This is a genomic window from Micromonospora nigra (assembly GCF_900091585.1).
GTDB classification, from domain to species: domain Bacteria; phylum Actinomycetota; class Actinomycetes; order Mycobacteriales; family Micromonosporaceae; genus Micromonospora; species Micromonospora nigra.
Map to the genome: position 1 here is coordinate 5,465,528 of NZ_FMHT01000003.1, position 17,647 is coordinate 5,483,174.

Here is a 17,647-nt window from a genome sequence, read left to right on the forward strand (position 1 = left end):
CATGCCGTCACGGATCCCCTCGCCGGGCACCACGGACGAGGAGATTCGATTAGCTTCCCGTCTCAGCCGCTTTCGCCGCCCGCAACTCCCGAGCGCGCTGAACCCTGGCGACAGATTGGAAGATCTCTTCGAGAACCTCACCCATAAGCGTCAGGATCAGGCTTGATTCCTCGGCTTGGACGGGCGTAATGAAATCGCCATGAGCCATGTCATTGCCGAGGTGGCGAACTTCGTGAGCCCCATCCCTCACATGTTCTCGGATTAGCCGCTGGTCAAACATTTCATCGATCTTCTTGAGGAGGGGGCCGCTCGTGATGCCCTTCTCCTTGGCCGTAGCCTCGATGACAGACCTAGCCAGTAGGACAGCCGCCCGATACGCCTCGATGCTGTGGCACCTGTAAGCCTCATCCGCCGTCTCGGCGATGTGGCTAGGAACGTCGGGGAACTCCTTCCCGTCGACCCGGTCGACCCATAGGCGGAAGATGTTCTTGCCGGCCTGGTCTGTGAGGCCAGCGACCGGCCGTCCGCAGGCGACACACACCAACGCCGCGTGGTAGCGCGTCGTGCCCTGCCATCCCCAGTCTGAGCCGCCAATCCAGACGACTTCAAAGAGGGAGCGGGCTCGACATCGAGGACAGGTATCGGTCAGCACGCCGGGCAGGCTACTTGACCGGTGTGACGCCATGCTAGCGAGATGATCGCAGCCGATGCGATGGTCCGCATCTAGTCCGCGGTCATCGGGCCTACCGGGGACCAGGTGGGGACCACACGGCCTGCGCGATGGTGCGCGGCACGATGTCGACCGAACGGCCTGATCTTGGGGATAGCGTGCGTGACGTGCGTGGACGTGTGGCGAAGCGTCCTGGGGGTCAAGGGGTCGTCGGTTCGAATCCGGCCGTCCCGACAGACGAAAGCCCTGACCAGCAGAAACTCTGGTCAGGGCTTTTACTTACTTCTATAAGTCGTGAACCGCCCCCGAAAGCTGCCGCCTACCCGCCTCCATCGCCGTGCTCAATGGTCCTGAGCAAGACCAGCCCGAGATTGAACGCGTAGGTCAGGCGTTGAACACCTGGCCAGCAGATCCAAGATCCGTTGACAGCTGCGGTTGTCATGGCGGTGTGGGCTGACGTGCGAGGTCGGGAGCGCCCCGCCGTCGCCGCCGGTGTTCACCGGGTTGGCCGAGCTGTCAACGCCGCCTCAATCGTTTTCAGGCGGAGCCGACACGAGCGCGCTGGCTGTCTGAGCCGACGTCGGGATGACGAAGGGTGACCCGAGCCCTCCGCGTCGTCGCGCGGATCGCGGCAGGTGGGCAGCCTACCTACCAACCTTGGGCTTGCCCATGCTTGATGTGCACGGCGCTGGTGGAGGCCCCCGGTCCGCCGTCTCTTTGCGGCAGACCGTTGCGCGTAACCGATCCGTGCGTCCGATGGGCCGGGTCCGTCGTGGCGGTCGTCGCTCATCTGGCCGGCATCATGCTCGGGACCGGCGGGAGTCGAGCACAGCGACCCTGCGTGAGCCGGCCGTACCTCGGTAGCTGGCGTCGAGTAGCTCGTCGACCTCATCCCAGTCGGTGTCGTCGGTCAGGTCCACCCCGATCCACCCAGAGGAACCCAGGTAGGCCGGCACGAAGCAGTGGTCTTCCTCCAACAGCGCCGCACGCTCGTCGGGATCAACCAGCACGAGCACCGAATGTTCATGCTGCCGATAGACGCCGTCGACTTTGACCGATCCGCCGTAGTAGGCGAAGACCTTGGTGGTGAAGAAGGCGGGACGCCCGTGCGAGATCTTCTCGGCCGCGTCGGGGAAGGCCAGGGCGAGCGCCCGCAGCCGGCTCAGGATCGGGTCAGCCTCGTCGAACATGATGGGGTGCGGCATATCAGAAGGTAAGCACACGGTGGACGGTTGTGGCAGCCTGTCAGCGCTCATCTGCGCCAGCCGACACGGTCGACCTGCCTCTCGCGCGGATCGTCGCGGCAGATCCGGACGGGTTGACCCGTTGCCGTCATCGCGGCGCGCGGATGGTTGTCTCCGTCGAATGCGACAAGTCGTACCCGCTGAACGTGTGTGAGCGGGCCCACCGTCGGCACGACGATCTGAGCTGTCTGATCGGGAGGTGGGCCGTACGCGCCGGTGGCGATCGCAGGAAGGTGACGGGCCGGGGACCGAGTTCATCGACGATCCCGATCATTGCACAACAGGATTCTGACACATCAAACGAAGGCGCATCGGCGCACCGGATCCGGCCGGGTATGCGTTTCCAACCGCCTGGGCAACAGGCCTGATTGTCCCCTCAACGCCCCGCTCGGACCGCCAGGAACACCATGACCAGGTGCTCTATGGCAGTTGTTGTGCTGTAGCCGGGTTGGCCACGATGGTCTGTGCGACGTCGATGAGCCTCTGATTGTGGCTGCGGGCGTGGCTGCGGATGCGGGTGAAGGCGTCATCGACGCTGACGCCGCGGGCCTGAGCGACCGCGCCTTTCGCCTGTTCGATCACGATGCGGCTGTTCAGCGCCCCTTGTAGCTGTTCGGTGAGGATTTCTCCGCGGTTGATGGTCCGCTCCTGGAGCAGAGCGATAGAAGCGATGTCAGCCAAGGCTTGCATGACGGTGACGTCGGTGTCTGCGAAGTCGCCACCCTTGGTCGCGCCGAACACGTTCATGGCACCGATGGCCTGCTGGCGCAGCCGGAGCGGGAACGCGTGCACTGATTGGAAGCCTGCTTCGGTGGCGCGGGGTGCGAACTTGGGCCAGCGGGCACCGGCCGCACCGAGGTCGACGTTGATGACCGGCTGGGCGGTGCGGAACGCCTCCAGGCAGGGGCCTTCCTTGTTCTGCAGTTGGAACAGTTCCAGCAGCTTGACGTTCTCGTCGGAGCCGGCCATGAACTGGAGTTTGCCCCGTGGGTCGGCCAGCAGGATCCCGACGGCGGCTGCGTCGACCAGCGCTGCGGCTCGGTCGGTGAGCATGTGCAGAAACTCGATCAAGTCGAATTCGTCGACCAAGGTGTCGGCAACCTCCACGAAGATCGTTGCCAGCCGTTGTGCGGATACAGTCGTCATGTCAACCTCTCGGCCTTCCCGTTGTGGGCGACGGGTGTCTCACGTGTGATCCGGATCGAAGAACAATCGGCGGGCGACGATGTCATGGGCCACCTCACTGAGACGGCGGTTGTCGGCGTAAGCGTAGGCGCGCATCCGTACCATGGCCTCCTCGATGCTGACGCCGAGCTGCACCATCACCATCCCCTGGGCCTGGAACAGTTCGGCACGGCCCTCGATCGCCTCGTCCAGATCGACAGGACTGATTCGGTCGCCGTTCTGTTCGTGACGGTCGAGCAGGGCACCGACCGTGATCTCTGCGAGCAGCAGCGCCTGCCGCAGTTCCTCCGGTTTCAGTTCCCCTGTGTGGTCGCGGAAGACGTCCAGCACTCCGAGACGGGCGGCGCCGGCCTGCAGAGGGAACGCGAAAACCGCACGGACGCCGGTGTCGTGGGCGGTCGGTGCGTAGATCGGCCAGCGGGTCATCGCGCTGTCGGTCAATTCCGGAACCAGTACGGGCCGCCGGGACGCGTAGGCGTCCAGGCACGGGCCTTCGCCCAGGGTGAACTGCAGCTCTTCGAGGCGCTCGGCGCTCGGATCCGACGCCGCGTACACTCCCCGGATGCCCTGGCCGGCCATCATGGCCACCCCGGCACCGGAGGCGGACAGGGTTTGCACCGCCGCTCCGCACACCCGCCGCAGCAACCCCACCGTGCCGTTTCCTTCGACCCGGTTCGACGGGCCGGCCACAAGCGCCGTCAGCCGAGCGACATGATCGTCGACACCGGTCATGTCCGGCACCCCGAAGGCGGCGGAAGGTCGGTTGTACGCAGAGCGGGATAATGCTGAAAGTAGGCCATGAGCATGGTGCACCTTCCAGTGAGGTGCTACCGAGGGCTGGGGCAGCGGTGCCCACCCTACGCTGACCCCGGGCGACCGCGCACAGTGGACGCAAGTTCACCCGGCCCCCGTCTGGTGCTGCGCTCGCGGCAGAATGCAGATAACGTCAATGATGAAGTTCTCGTCTGGCCGCTGCCCGAGACCCTGGCATGTCATCTACCAGCCCCCTCGAAAGGGCGGAGCCATGCCCGGCAGCGTCACCCACAACGTCACCGTCACGTTCTCACCGGACCGATCACGAGCCGTGGTGAAACTCGGCGGAGAACTTGACATGGACGCACGACCACAACTGGACGACGCCGTCCACCGCCTGACCGTCGCCGCCCCTGACCGGGTCGACATCGACGTCGACGCCCTGACCTATGTCGGGTCCGACCTGCCCAACTTCCTCGTGCAGGTTCGCGAAGCGATTCCGGCCGGATCAGTGCTCACAGTGTCTCGCCCGTCACCCTGGACCCACCGCATCCTGCGCCTGACGAACATGGCCCGGATCGCCCGCATCGACGACGCCATCCCGACGAGAACCGCGGGGAAACTGCGGCTCGAGCAAGCCGACCGTGCGCCGATCGCAGACTTCCGACCCTGACTCGGACGCCGTCGGCCCAGGGTGCGACGTGTCGATGTCGGCGTTACAGTCACAGGTGCCGCCCTGGACCCCGGTGGCTCATCAGTCGTCGACTCAACGACCTTGAGCCCGGGGGTAGCCCATGACCGACGTTGCCGCGTCGACCGCCGACCGTCCCCTACGAGCCGTCGGTGTCGAGCACGTATGCGAAGCCTGCGCCCGCGAACTCTGCCGACGCCATGGGGCTGCGTTGCTCGCCTTGGCGTCCATGGTGCTCGGTGACGCCGACACGTCGGGTGACATCGTCGCCTCCGCCATCTCCGTCGCCTGCCGCGACCACCGGCTCAGGTCGCTCAGCGACAGCGTGACCCGGGCCAGGCTCGCCCGATCGGTCTACCATCGCTGCCTCGGCCACCTCGCTGTCATGGAGCGATTCCCGCAGCTCACACATGCGCGATCCCGCCGGCGGTCCGCACCTCTGGATCACCTGACCGCAGAGCAGAGGATGATCCTGGCTCTCGTCGTGTTCGGCGGGCACGACATCGCGTAGACCGCGAGCACTATGCGACTGCCGCTCTCGACTGTTGTCCAACAACTTCCACAAGTGCTCGCGAGCGTTGCCACGGACACCGCCGCCGGCTCACGCACCCGCTTTCCACAGCATCGCATCCTGGACACTCCCAGGACTGACGGGCGCCGCGCCGCCGTCGCGGACTTCTCCGGACCACATCGGCCGGATCACTGACCACACCCCCGGCGGGGGGCGGCGGGCCTCGACCCCTGGGGGAGGACGAGCCCGCCGCCCCGCCACCCCGACCACCCATCGACCGCTACGCTCTACGTGGTGGCGCCTGGACATCACGGTACGGCTGCGCCGTCACGGCTCCTCCGGGCTTGGCCACCTGCTCGCCGATCCGGTCCGCGACCGGATCGGCCGTCTGGCCGCCACACACGCGGCGGTGAGCACAGTGCCCGGTACAGCCCGACCGGCGACGAGGCAGTTGACGGACGGGCCATCGACTTCAGCCATCCCGGCGGCAGCCACCAGTGGGCCAGGCCGAGAGGCGTCATGGTCGCCGTACCAGCGCCAGGCGCACCTGCTGGCCGTGTGGCAAGCCCGAGGTGAACGAGCCTGTTCGATTCCTTGACACGCACGATGCGATCGCTAACACTTGTCCGCAACACGAGCTTAACGAACAGGACACATGTTGCCTGTATCGGCGTGACACGGAAGAGCTGCTCGTGTAGCGAGTCAACCACGGCAAGACTGCGAAGCTCCGGGACAGCGCATGCTAACAGTTGTTAACGCTAACATGGATGATTACCCCGGACGGCGGCGGCACCGCCGACCCCCTCTGGCGCTTCGACCAGACCCCACCTGCTTCCACCCCGACTGTCGGGAGCATCGATGATGCGTTCACGTCCACTCCTCGTGCTCTCCGCCGTGGCCGCCGCCGCTTTCGTGGTGGTCTTCGACGAGCCGGCCCACGCCGCCACGCTGCCGACCGGCGCCCGTTCGCTGGAGTCGGTCAACCAGGCCGGACGGTACGTTCGGCACGTCGACCAGCTCGGTCAGCTCGATCCGGTGACCGCCAGCAGCGCCGCCCAGACGAAGCGGGACGCCACCTTCACCGTGGTCAACGGTCTGGCGTCCCCGACCTGCTACTCGTTCCAGACCACGACAGGACTGTTTCTGCGACACCGCGACTACCGGCTCCGGGCCGAGTCCAACACCGGCGACGCCACGTTCCGTGCCGACGCCACCTTCTGCCCGGTGGACGGCTCGGTCGCCGGATCAGTGGCGCTCACCTCGTACAACTATCCGAACCGGCGGATCCGGCACCGCGACTTCGCGCTCTGGCTCGACACCTACCAGGACACGGCCGCGTTCCGGGCGGACAGTTCCTTCCGGCTCGTCGCGCCGTGGGCGCCCCGGACCACCAAGGGTCCGGTGATCCCGGGCCTCTTCGCCGACCCGCACATCGCCGTACTCAACGGCCGCTACTACCTGTATCCGACCACCGACGGCTACGCGAGCTGGGCCGGCACCTACTACAAGGCGTTCTCCTCCACCGACCTGGTCAACTGGACCGACCACGGGGTGATCCTCGACCACGGCCCGGACGTGTCCTGGGCGGACAACTCGGCCTGGGCGCCGGCGGTGGCCAGCGCCAACGGCCGCTACTACCTGTACTTCAGCGGCGGCGCGGCCAGCGGCAACACCGCCAAACAGCTGGGCGTGGCGGTGGCCGACAGCCCCGTCGGGCCGTTCCGCGACGCCCTGGGCCGACCCCTCATCCGTAGTGACCAGTTCTCCGGCGGGCAGGCCATCGACCCGATGGTGTTCACCGACGACGACGGACGGTCCTACCTGTACTGGGGGCAGGGCGTCGCGCGGGCGGTGCGGCTGAACAGCGACATGGTCTCCTTCGACGCGGCGCAGGCGCGGGTCATCACGCCGTCCGGCTACAACGAGGCGCCGTTCGTGTTCAAGCGCAACGGCCGGTACTACTTCATGTGGTCGGAGAACGACACGCGCAGTGAGGACTACCGGGTCGCGTACGCCACCGGCCCCTCGCCCCTCGGGCCGTGGACCAGGCGTGGCGTGGTGCTGCAGAAGCGGCTCGAGGTGGGCATCAAGGGCACCGGCCACCACTCCGTCGTCCGGGCACCCGGCAGTGACACCTGGTACATCGCCTATCACCGGTTCGCCGTGCCGGCCGGCAACGGCACCAACCGCGAGACCACCGTCGACCGGATGGAGTTCAACGCCGACGGCACCATCCGCCCCGTCGTGCCGACCCTCTAGCGGGCCCCGTCGGGCCCGGTGGGGGCGACGGCGAGGCTCGCCCGGCAGGACCGAGAAAGGAACCCGCGTCATGCTCATACGTCCACGATCCCTGGTCACCGCGTTGGTCGCCGCTGTTCTGCTCAGCGTCGGCATGGTGACCGTCTCCACCCCGAGTAGCGCCGCTCCCGGCTCGTCGTTCCAGAATCCCATCGTCGGTACGCCCAACAGTGCCGACCCGTGGCTCGGTTACCACAACGGCAACTACTACTACACGGCCACCACCTGGACAGGGAACATCTACATCCGTAAGGCGTCGACACTCGGCGGCCTGCGTACCGCGCCGGAGACCCGGGTGTTCACGATGTCGCAGCCGAACGCGACGTCGAACATGTGGGCGCCCACCATGCACCTGCTCGACGGCCCCAACGGCAAGCGGTGGTACCTGTACTACTCGGCCGGCCCGAGTGCGTGTTGCGGCGGTCAGCGTCAGCATGTGCTGGAAAGTGCGGGAACCGATCCGATGGGGCCCTACACCTACCGGGGCCAGCTGAGCCTGATGCCGAACAACGGCTGGTCCATCGACGGCAGTGTCATGACGGTGAGCGGGGTGAACTACTTCGTGTTCTCCGCGTTCACCAACAACTCCGGATTCGAGAACGGCGGCCTGCAGAGCCTTTACATCACGCGTCTGACCAACCCGTGGACGCCGGCGTCGTTGGGGACGCTGATCTCTGAGCCCACCCTGTCGTGGGAGCGTCAGGGCAACCCCGTGAACGAGGGCCCCTACGTCCTGCAACGCGGCGGTCGCACGTTCCTGACCTACTCGGCCAGCTACTGCGGCACACCCGACTACAAGATCGGCGCGCTCGAGCTGACCGGCGCCAACCCGCTGAACCGTGGCTCGTGGACGAAGCTCGCCGACCCGCTGTTCCAGCGCAACGACGCCAACGGCGTGTACGGGCCCGCCCACCACTCCTTCTTCACGTCGCCCGACGGCACGGAGGACTGGATCGTCTACCACGCCAACTCCTCGCCCTCCCAGGGCTGCGGCACCACCCGCACGAGCCGCGCGCAGCGAATCTCCTGGAACCCGGACGGCACGCCCAACCTCGGGGTCCCCGTCTCCACCTCCACCGTCCTGGCCGGCCCGTCGGGCGAGCTCAACAACGCGGGTGCGGTGCCCGTCCAGCGGTTGCAGTCGTTCAACTTCCCGGACCGCCATGTGCGGCATCAGGACTTCGCCGTCCGGATCGACCCGAACGTCGACCCGGCGCTGGACGGACAGTTCCGGGTGGTGCCCGGACTGGCGAACAGCGGATCCGGGTACGTGTCGTTCGAGTCGGTGAACTTCCCCGGCCACTACCTGCGGCACAGGAACTACGTGCTGGGCCTGGAACCGAACGACGGCTCGACGACGTTCAGGCAGGACGCCACCTTCCGCCAGGTGGCCGGACTGGCGAACTCGTCGTGGTCGTCGTTCCAGTCCTACAACTTCCCCAGCCGGTACGTCAGGCACAGCAACTACGTGTTACGGATCGACGAGATCAGCACCGCTACCGACCGTGCCGACGCCACGTTCCGCCGGACATCCTGACATCCGACAGCACACTGCGGTGCGGTAGCGCCGACACCCACCGCGGGCACGAAACCGGTCCGTGGTGGGTGTCGGCCGTACCGGACAATGTTCGAAGTCGAACGGTTCTGAACGTGTCGGTTCGAATGCTGGATTCCCATTGTCGTTTCCGTTACCGATGTAACCCGGACGACATCATTCCGATGTCCGAACCCAGAGAGGCCAGATCTAGTGATTCGACATTTCTTGACACGGATCATGTCGTCTGTTGGTTACCCGTCAGCACCATCGTGGAGCACCCGGTCGTCGCGTCGGTTGCTGGGCGCGCTGGTGACGGCGGCGACAGCGATGGTCGGCGTCGTCGTCACGTCGTCGCCGGCCACTGCCGCCACCAACCAGTTCCGGGGGATGAACTGGGCCGTGCTGGGTGACAACTTCAGCACCGGCCCGCTCGTCGTGCACGGCCTGAGCTCGTCCGACAGCAACGCGACCGTGCGGGCCAAGGCCAACGCCCTCTACGACGACATGGCTTCCACCATGGGGGTCAACACCGTCCGGCTGCCCATCAACACCCACACGGTGGGGACGACGTGGTGGGACGCCTACCGAGGCGCCATCGACGCCGCCACCGCCCGTGGATTCAAGGTCATCCTGGCCTACTGGGAGGACGGTGCCGCCTCCGGCGGCAGGATCACGAACCTGGCCGCGTGGAACAGGATGTGGTCCACGGTGACCAGCACGTACGGCTCGAACGCCAACGTCTACTTCGAGCCGATGAACGAGCCGCACGGTTACAGTTCGGCGGAGTGGCGAAACGTCGCGGCCGACTGGCTCAGCTACCACTACTCGGCGGTACCCGGCCGGGTGCTCATCGGCGGCACCGGCTACAGCCAGGACCTGCGGGACGTCTGCGACGACGCCCGCTTCGACTCGACGCTGCTGTCCTTCCACCACTACGCCTTCTTCTACAACGAGATGACCTACGACGCCTTCCGGAGCCACATCCAGACCCGCCTCGGCAACTGCGCCTCCCGCGCGGTCGCGACCGAGTTCGGCGCGCCCATGGACAACGGCCTCAACTACGCCGACGCGAACAGCACCGACAACTTCGTGCGTCACATCCGCGCCATGGCCCAGGTCATGCGCGACAACCGGATGGGTGGCACCTACTGGCCTGCCCTCGGCGGCAAGCGCACCGGCAGTTCCGACCACGACTGGTACTCGATGTTCTCGCTCAGCGGTAGCGGCACCAACCTGAACCTGGCCGTCCGCAACACCTCCGGCGCGGACCGGGTCCGCTACGCGTGGGGCGACACCGTCGGCGGCGGCCCCACGACGCCGCCGCCGGGAACGGTCTACCGGATCAACGTGCGCCACAGCGGCAAGGCCATGGACGTTCAGTCGCCGAACACCGACAACGGCGCGCGCGTCGGCCAGTACACGTACGGTGGCAGTGCGTGGCAGCAGTGGCAGTTCCAGGACGCCGGCAGCGGCTACTGGCGCATCGTCAGCCGGCACAGCGGAAAGTGCCTCGACGTGGTGAGCGCGTCGACCGCCGACGGTGCCGAGCTCATCCAGTACACCTGCGGCACCGGCACCAACCAGCAGTTCCAGATGGTCGCCAGCGGCAGCTACTTCCAGCTCCGGGCACGACACAGCGGCAAGTGCGTGGACGTACCGTCGGCATCGACCGCGGACGGTGTGATCCTCAAGCAGTACCCGTGCAACACCGGCACCAACCAGCAGTGGTCGCGCACGGCCGTCTGACGATCGCCCCGACGCCACCACCGATCCACCACTCCGCGGATCCACGGTACGGCCCGGACACCGAGCACCAGCTCGGTACCGGGGGTGTGCGGGCCGTACCGACGCTGACGGGGGCTCAGGCCTCGCGTGCTGGGCGACCCCGGCCGGGGTCGCCCAGCACGCGAGGCGGAGCGGTCGACTCACGTACCCGCAGGGACGGGCTGATGACGACCCGGTGTGCGGGGCGATCGGGGTCGGTGAGCCGGTCGGCGACCAGTCGCACGGCGGCGCGGCCGATGGAGCGTCGTGGCGGCCGGACCGCGGTCAGCGGTGGGCTGAACAGCTCGGCGACCTCGTCGTCGTACGCCACGATGGAGAGTTCGCCGGGCACGGTCAGGTGCCGCTCCTCGCAGCGCTGCACCAGCGCGATCGCCTCGGGGTCGGCGTGCACCAGCAGCGCGGTGGTGCCGGTCTCCCGGCACTGGTGGAGGACGGCGTCGAGGGCGGCGTCCCGCTCTGGTGCGCGGGCGTCCGGCACCACCGCCGCGACCGTGGTCTCCGGGTTCAGGCCACACTCCGCCGTGGCGTCGAGCCAGCCGCGTCGCACGTGTCGGCTGGAGGGACTGTTGGCGGCGACCACGAGGCCGACCTTGCGGTGCCCGAGGGAGGTGAGGTGCCGCACCGCCATGGCCGCGCCGAGGGCGTGGTCGGTGACCACCGACTCCATCACGGCGTGGTGGCTACCCACCGTGGCCGTGCGTTCCAGCAGGACGACGGGGAAGCCGAGCTGGTCGAGCCACTCGATCGTACGTTCGGAGGTGGGTGCGTCCATGCGCGGCGCGATGATCAGGCCGTCGACGGCCATCCGTTCCACGAGCCGGGCGAGCTGGGGCTTGTCGTCCTCTGTGTCGTACGAGGAGCCGCGCAGCACCACGCGCATGTCGAGTTCGCGGGCGGCCTCCTCGGCACCGCGGGCGACGTCCGGCCAGTAGTAGTCCAGCGAGGGCACCAGCATGCCGAGGGTGCGCCCGTCGAGCGGGTCGGGGCCCGCGCCGGGTGCCTCGTCGGCGGTCGGGGGGTCGTCCGGCGTGATCAGGGCGACCCCACCGTGGACCCGGCTCACCAGGCCTTCGGCGGCGAGCTGGGCGATATCGCGGCGGATGGTGACCGGCGCGGCGCCGAGCGCGTGGGAGAGGTCGGAGACGCGCATCGCCCCGTCGCGTTGCAGCGCCTCCAGCAGTTGCTGGCGGCGGGCGACCTGGAGCGGCCCGCGGGCCTCCGCCGTGCCGGCGGCGGGAATGTCCTTGGTCATGGGGCACCTCCGAGGAACGCTTCGTGTGGCGGAAGCTCCTCCACGGTGAGGACGAGCTCGCCGGCTGGCCCGAACGCGGTGACGTCGATCTCAAGCCGGTGCAGCCGTGCTCCCCACACGTCGAAGAGCATAGGGTCCTCGATCGGGCGTACCGTCGCGGCGCAGGGGGCGGACGCCGGGCGCCAGCTGAGCCCGACCCGGCCGGCACCGTCGAGCGCGGTGACCTCGGCGCGGCCGGCGCCGAGCCGCACCTGGCCGGCGACGAGCAGGTGGACGTGGGTCGGCGGTGGTTCGACGGCCGGTTCGAGCTCCCAGACGTCGACGACCACGACGCGTCCGCTGTGGCGCTCCAGCCGGGCGGTGCGCCACCAGTGCCGCAGGTCCGGGCGCGGGTACGCGGCGGCGATGTCCATCGTGACCTCGGCCCTGGTGTCGTCGGTGGCGTGGGTGACGTGGCGGGCGGCGAAGCCCCGGCCGGGTGACTGACCGGTGGCGCGTACGCGCGGGACGTTGTGCCAGGTGCTCCGCATCGTCCAGATGCCGTACCGGTCCGGGCCGAACGTCTGCGCCGTGTAGGTGGGGCGACCGGCGTCGACGAGCACCGGCACCGCGTTGAGGGCGACCACGACGCTGCCGACGTCGTTGTGGTTGTGGTTCTCGCCGTTGTGGCCGCCCTTCGCCGCGAGCGTCAGACCCTCGACGCTGCCGGCGGTGCGGCGGGCGAGCATGACCTGTGTGGACGGCAGCCACACGTCACGCGGCAGCGGCGACCCGCCGGCTGCGGCGTGGACCCAGCCGGGGTCGGTCAGCGCCCGCAACAGCCGTCCGAGGTCCTGCTCGGCGCCGGCGACCGGTGCGTCGGGCCGGCGGTGGGCGGCGGCGTGGGCCTGCGCGTCCCGGTCGCCGACCCGGCGGGCGGCGCGGTGCAGGGCGTGCCAGGGCGGGGTGGTGGTCGGCCGGGCGGCGCCGTCCGCGTGGTTGAGGTACCAGGCACCGCCCAGGTGCGTGCGGTGCGGGAAGGCGACGGTGTGGCGCAGCGCGTCGCCGGGTACGCCGTCCAGCGCCCCGCCCGTGGCGTGGGCCAGGATGTCGAGCGCCTCCAGCGCCCGGCAGGCACCGTTCCACCAGTACTCGTAGCCCTCGTCGACGGCACCGTCGGCGGGCAGCACCGCCACGTACCGGTCGAGCCCTTCGACGACCAGGTCGACCAGTTCGGCCCGCCGGGTCTGGTCATCGACCAGGCGCAGCGCGGCGACGAGGACGTTGCCGTGGATCCACGGGTTCCAGTTGTGCACGTCGCCGTCGAGGCCGAGCCAGTGCCAGTCGCGACGGGCGGTGAACGGGGTCAGCACGCGCCGGTCGACCTCGTGGCGGACGCGGGCGCGCAGGCCGGGCGCGTACGCGTCGAGCGGCTCGCCGAGCAGGTGGTCGATCCAGGCCAACTGCGCGGCGACCGCACCGGCACCCAGGTCGAGGTAAGGGTCCGTCACGGTGGGCAGGACCGCGCCGTGCACGGCGCGGGTGTCGTCGTGGGCGGGCCAGCACCAGCTGCTCTGCTCGCACAGCAGGGTCACGCCGTCGACGATCTCGTCGAGCCAGCCTTCGTCGAGGGTGACGGCGGCGACGACGGCGGCCCGGGTGAGTCGTCGCTGCCGGGCGAAGACCTGCCGCTCGTACGTGTCGCGGTCGCCGTCCCGGTGGTACCGGACGTACTGGCTGGCCAGCGGGGTCGGCCACGGGGTGGCCCGGGCACGCTCGGCGGGCGCCCGCAGGTGGGCCAGGGTGGGGCCGTGCAGGTGTGGCTCGGCCCAGACGTCGCGCTGCTGCGCCGGGGGCACCGGAAGGGCCAGCTCGGGGGGCAGGAGCAGCCCTTCGAGCCGGGCGGCACCGACCTCCCGCCAGGCCGAGGCGAGCGGGCCGACGAAGCGGTCAGCGGCCATGACTCCTCGGAGGTAGCGCGAGTGTGATCGACTCTGATCGTATCAGAGCGTTTTGTAGCGACCGGAGACGTCGATGCGGAGAGGGGCGGGGAGCGGGGGTACGTTCGAGTCGCTTCCGTGGTGATGTGTGGCGGTCGAGCGGGAACCTGCCACCGCGGTCGAGGTGCGTGTCTGTGCCTTTCTGATCGTGCGTGGTCGTCCCGGTTCGATACAGGCATTGACTTGTTTCGTTGTGAGCGTTTTACTTCGGAAACCTGGCTGTTGCCTGCGCGTCACGTACGCGGGCAACGCGCCGCTCCGACACGCTCCTGGAGGCGGATCGATGCGACGGGACTGCGGCTGATGGGTGGCGCAGCCGATGAGTCGGCATCCGCACCGGGCGGGGGTGCCGACACCGCCGACACCGCCGGGACCTGGAGCCGGGGTGACTGGTTGGCGCTGGCTGACCGGATGCTCGCTGCCGTCCGGCCCTTCGCGTCGCCCGGCCACGCACTGGTCGTCGTACCTGGCCGGGAAGGCGGCTACGGACGGGCCGTCGACGGCCTGGAGGGGTTCGCCCGGACGTTCCTGCTGGCCGGCTTCCGGATCGCCGGTGCGCGGGGAGCGGGTGTCGAGGAGCTGGCCGACTGGTACGCGGCGGGAGTCGCGGCCGGTACCGACCCGAGGTGTGCCGACCGCTGGGTGCGGCTGGACGAGCACCCCCAGGCGAAGGTCGAGGCCGCCTCCCTCGCGCTCGTCCTCGACCTGACCCGCCCGTGGATCTGGGACCGGCTGCCGTCCGAGGTGCGGGAGCGGGTGGTGGACTACCTGACCCCGGCGGTCGGCGACGCCAGCTACCCGCGGATCAACTGGGTCTGGTTCCGGCTGGTCGTGCAGACGTTCCTGCGCTCGGTGGGCGGGCCGCACTCGATGGACGAGATGGCGGAGGACCTGGCCACCCACGACGGATTCGCCCGCGCGGACGGCTGGATGTCCGATGGGCCGGAGCGCGCCTACGACCACTACGTGGGCTGGGCACTGCACGTCTATCCGACGTTGTGGGCGCGGATGGCCGGCGCGGCGGAGTTGGCCGCCGGGCGCCGGGAGCGGGATCTGGCCGGTCTCGACCGGTACCTGCGTGACGCGGTCGCGCTCGTGGGCGCGGACGGATCGCCGCTGGTGCAGGGGCGCAGCCTGATCTACCGGTTCGCGGCGGCGGCGCCGTTCTGGGTCGGCGCGATCGCGCAGGTGCCGTCGGTCAGCCTCGGCCAGCTGCGCCGCGCCGCCACCGGCGTCGTGCGCCACTTCGTCGACCGTGGCGCCTTCGACGACCGTGGTCTGCTCACCATGGGCTGGCACGGGCCGTGGCCACGCCTGGCCCAGGCCTACTCGGGGCCCGGCTCGCCGTACTGGGCCAGCAAGGGCCTGCTCGGCATCGCCCTGCCCGCCGACCATCCGGTCTGGACGGCGGCGGAGGAGCCGCTGCCGGTCGAGGAGCGGGACACCGTCCGGGCCGTACGCGCGCCGGGCTGGCTGGTCTCGGCCACCCGCGCCGACGGCATCGTCCGGGTGGTCAACCACGGCACCGACCACGCCGTCGAGGACGCCACCGTCGGTGACTCGCCGCTCTACGCCCGGCTCGGCTACTCCACCGCGACCAGCCCCGTCCTCGACGAGAGCGGCTGGGCCACCCCGCTCGACCAGTCCGTCACCCTCGTCGACGAGCGGGGTCGGGCCACCCATCGGGCCGGGATGCGCCTGCTGACGACGCACGTCGGCGGCGATGGTGTGGGGGTGGCCGGGTCACGCACCCTCGCCCACTGGGTGGATCCGGACCCGGGCCACCGTGACCACGGCGGTGGCCGTGCCGGCACCTGCCGACCGGCCGGGCACCTCACCGTGTACTCGCTGGTCCTCGGGCCATGGGAGCTGCGTCTGGTGCGGGTCGACGATCTCGCCGACGGCCTCGACGCCGCCGGGTTGCGGCTGCGGGTCGGTGGCTGGGCCGTTGCCGGTGACGCGGTGGCCACCTTCGGCGGCGGCGCGGTCAGCGTGACCGGAGCGGGCCTGACGAGTTCGCTCGACGGCGTGCACGGCGGTGGCACGGCCGGTGCCACGACCCTTCCCGACGGCGGGCCGCTCGCCGGTGGCCTCGTCGTGCCCTGGGTCGACCACCCGGTCCGGCCCGGTGCGTGGGTCGTCGTCCTCACCGGGCTGTCCGGAGCCCGTGCGGTCACGGCCAGACAGGCGTGCCGGGTCGTGCTGGACGAGGACGCCGGCGGCCTGCGTGTCGCGGCCGTCTGGCCGGGCGGGGCGAGCACGGTGACCCGACTGGACCCCGAGCGGGCCAGAACCGCGGTCCAGCGACCTGGTAGCAGTCCGGGCCGATCCGAGGCCCCTGACCTGAGGAGTAACGGATGAAACGTGCAATATCGGTTGCCGTCAGTGCCGCGACGGCACTGACCCTCGTCCTCGCCGGCTGCGGCGGCGAGGACGAGCCGGTCGACCCGAACGCCCCGGTGACGATCACCCTGGCGGGTTGGAGCCTGGCGTCGACACCGGAGTTCAAGACCCTCGCCGACGGCTTCAAGGCGAGCCACCCCAACGTGACGGTGGAACTCAAGGAGTACGACGCCGCCAACTACGACACCCAGATGACCGCCGACCTGGCCGCCGGCACCGCCCCGGACGTGTACGTACTGAAGAACCTGAAGAACTTCTACACCTACCAGAGCGGCGGCCAACTGCTCGACGTCAGCGATGCCTCCTCGGCTCTTGCCGGAGTGAGTTCGGCCGCCGCCTACCAGGTCGACGGCAAGACGTACGCGGTGCCGTACCGGCAGGACTCCTGGGTGCTGTTCTACAACAGGGACCTGTTCGCCAAGGCGAGGGTGAACCCGCCGGACGGCAGCTGGACCTGGGACGACTACGTCACCGCGGCCAAGGCGCTGACCACCGGCCTGCAGGGTGCCGGCTCCACCGCGACCGGCACCTACCAGCACGTCTTCCAGTCCACGGTGCAGGGGTTCGCCCTCGCCCAGACGCCGGGCGCGGACCTGCTCTCCGGTGACTTCGCCTATCTCAAGCCGTACTACCAGCGCTCCCTGGACCTCCAGGCGGCCGGCGCGCAGCCGACCTACGGCACCGCGAACACCAACAAGCTCACCTACCAGGCGCAGTTCGGCAAGCAACAGTCGGCGATGCTGCTGATGGGCACCTGGTACATCGCGACCCTGCTCAAGCAGCGCTCCACCGGAGACGCCGACACGTTCGAGTGGGGCATCGCCCCGGCACCCCAGTTCGACAGGTCCACCACCGGCACCTCCGCCACGCCGGTCACCTTCGGCGACCCGACCGGGCTCGGCATCAACCCGAGGATCGACAGGTCGAAGGTCGCGGCGGCCAGGGCGTTCCTGCAGTACGTGGCCAGCGAGGAGGCCGGCAAGGCTCTCGCCGCAATCGGCATCACGCCGGCCCGGGTCACCGACGCGGTCAGCCGGACCCTGTTCGGGCTCGACGGCGTGCCGCAGGACGAGCTGTCGACCTTCGCGTACGCCACCCACACGATCAAGCCGGAGAACCCGGTGTCCAAGCACACCGCCGGCCTGCAGAACATTCTCAACGAGACACACTCGGCGATCCTGTCCGACAGCAAGGGCGTCGACGCGGCGTTGAACGAGGCGCAGAGCCGCGCCAAGAACGAGGTCCTCAACCAGTGAGCTCGCCGGCGGGTCCGGCGCGTCGCCCACGCCGCACGCCGGACCAGCTGCCAAGCCGGACGCCCCGGAGAGTGCCCATGGCA

13 protein-coding genes are annotated in these 17,647 nt (G+C 69.2%); 7 read left to right on the forward strand and 6 right to left on the reverse strand.

The window, feature by feature from the left end:
• Positions 1–49: 49 nt before the first annotated feature.
• The 4 genes from GA0070616_RS24080 to GA0070616_RS24095 form a co-directional block, all read right to left on the reverse strand.
• Entirely contained in the window at positions 50–652 is a 603-nt protein-coding gene (locus GA0070616_RS24080) for a DUF4145 domain-containing protein (RefSeq protein WP_217628228.1), read from the reverse strand.
• Between the two features lie 818 nt (positions 653–1,470).
• Entirely contained in the window at positions 1,471–1,875 is a 405-nt protein-coding gene (locus GA0070616_RS24085; protein ID WP_091087706.1) for an MmcQ/YjbR family DNA-binding protein, read from the reverse strand.
• A gap of 459 nt (positions 1,876–2,334) precedes the next feature.
• Positions 2,335–3,060: a GAF and ANTAR domain-containing protein gene (locus GA0070616_RS24090; protein ID WP_091087709.1), complete on the reverse strand. Its 726-nt coding sequence runs from the start codon at positions 3,058–3,060 to the stop codon at positions 2,335–2,337.
• Positions 3,061–3,099: 39 nt separating this feature from the next.
• A complete protein-coding gene (locus GA0070616_RS24095) occupies positions 3,100–3,831 on the reverse strand; it encodes a GAF and ANTAR domain-containing protein (RefSeq protein ID WP_091091504.1) in 732 nt (243 codons plus the stop codon).
• 292 nt (positions 3,832–4,123) lie between these two features.
• Between GA0070616_RS24095 and GA0070616_RS24100 the strand changes: the two genes are divergently transcribed.
• From GA0070616_RS24100 to GA0070616_RS24120, 5 genes are all read left to right on the forward strand, one after another.
• The gene (locus GA0070616_RS24100; RefSeq protein WP_175440190.1) at positions 4,124–4,525 is read left to right on the forward strand and encodes an STAS domain-containing protein; all 402 of its coding nucleotides are present in this window, start codon (positions 4,124–4,126) and stop codon (positions 4,523–4,525) included.
• A gap of 121 nt (positions 4,526–4,646) precedes the next feature.
• Positions 4,647–5,054 carry a hypothetical protein gene (locus GA0070616_RS24105; RefSeq protein WP_091087716.1) on the forward strand — a complete coding sequence of 136 codons (408 nt, stop codon included), beginning with the start codon at positions 4,647–4,649 and terminating at the stop codon, positions 5,052–5,054.
• An 858-nt stretch (positions 5,055–5,912) separates the two neighbouring features.
• Positions 5,913–7,313, forward strand: a complete 1,401-nt coding sequence (locus GA0070616_RS24110; protein WP_091087720.1) for a family 43 glycosylhydrolase — start codon at positions 5,913–5,915, stop codon at positions 7,311–7,313.
• Between the two features lie 70 nt (positions 7,314–7,383).
• Positions 7,384–8,889 (forward strand): family 43 glycosylhydrolase, encoded by a 1,506-nt coding sequence (locus GA0070616_RS29015; protein ID WP_091087723.1) that lies wholly within the window; start codon positions 7,384–7,386, stop codon positions 8,887–8,889.
• 309 nt (positions 8,890–9,198) lie between these two features.
• Positions 9,199–10,635, forward strand: a complete 1,437-nt coding sequence (locus tag GA0070616_RS24120) for an RICIN domain-containing protein (protein ID WP_245712873.1) — start codon at positions 9,199–9,201, stop codon at positions 10,633–10,635.
• A gap of 115 nt (positions 10,636–10,750) precedes the next feature.
• Here the strand turns inward: GA0070616_RS24120 and GA0070616_RS24125 are convergent, their stop codons facing one another.
• Both GA0070616_RS24125 and GA0070616_RS24130 read right to left on the reverse strand, forming a co-directional pair.
• Positions 10,751–11,926: a substrate-binding domain-containing protein gene (locus GA0070616_RS24125; protein WP_091087729.1), complete on the reverse strand. Its 1,176-nt coding sequence runs from the start codon at positions 11,924–11,926 to the stop codon at positions 10,751–10,753.
• Positions 11,923–13,866 carry a heparinase II/III family protein gene (locus GA0070616_RS24130; RefSeq protein WP_091087733.1) on the reverse strand — a complete coding sequence of 648 codons (1,944 nt, stop codon included), beginning with the start codon at positions 13,864–13,866 and terminating at the stop codon, positions 11,923–11,925. Before GA0070616_RS24130 ends, GA0070616_RS24125 begins: the two co-directional genes overlap by 4 nt.
• Positions 13,867–14,208: 342 nt before the next feature.
• On the opposite strand from GA0070616_RS24130, the gene GA0070616_RS24135 reads away from it, so the two are divergent.
• Both GA0070616_RS24135 and GA0070616_RS24140 read left to right on the forward strand, forming a co-directional pair.
• The gene (locus GA0070616_RS24135) at positions 14,209–16,266 is read left to right on the forward strand and encodes a DUF2264 domain-containing protein (protein WP_091087736.1); all 2,058 of its coding nucleotides are present in this window, start codon (positions 14,209–14,211) and stop codon (positions 16,264–16,266) included.
• Complete coding sequence (locus GA0070616_RS24140; protein ID WP_091087740.1) at positions 16,263–17,564, forward strand: ABC transporter substrate-binding protein; 1,302 nt, start codon at positions 16,263–16,265, stop codon at positions 17,562–17,564. Before GA0070616_RS24135 ends, GA0070616_RS24140 begins: the two co-directional genes overlap by 4 nt.
• Positions 17,565–17,647: the final 83 nt, after the last annotated feature.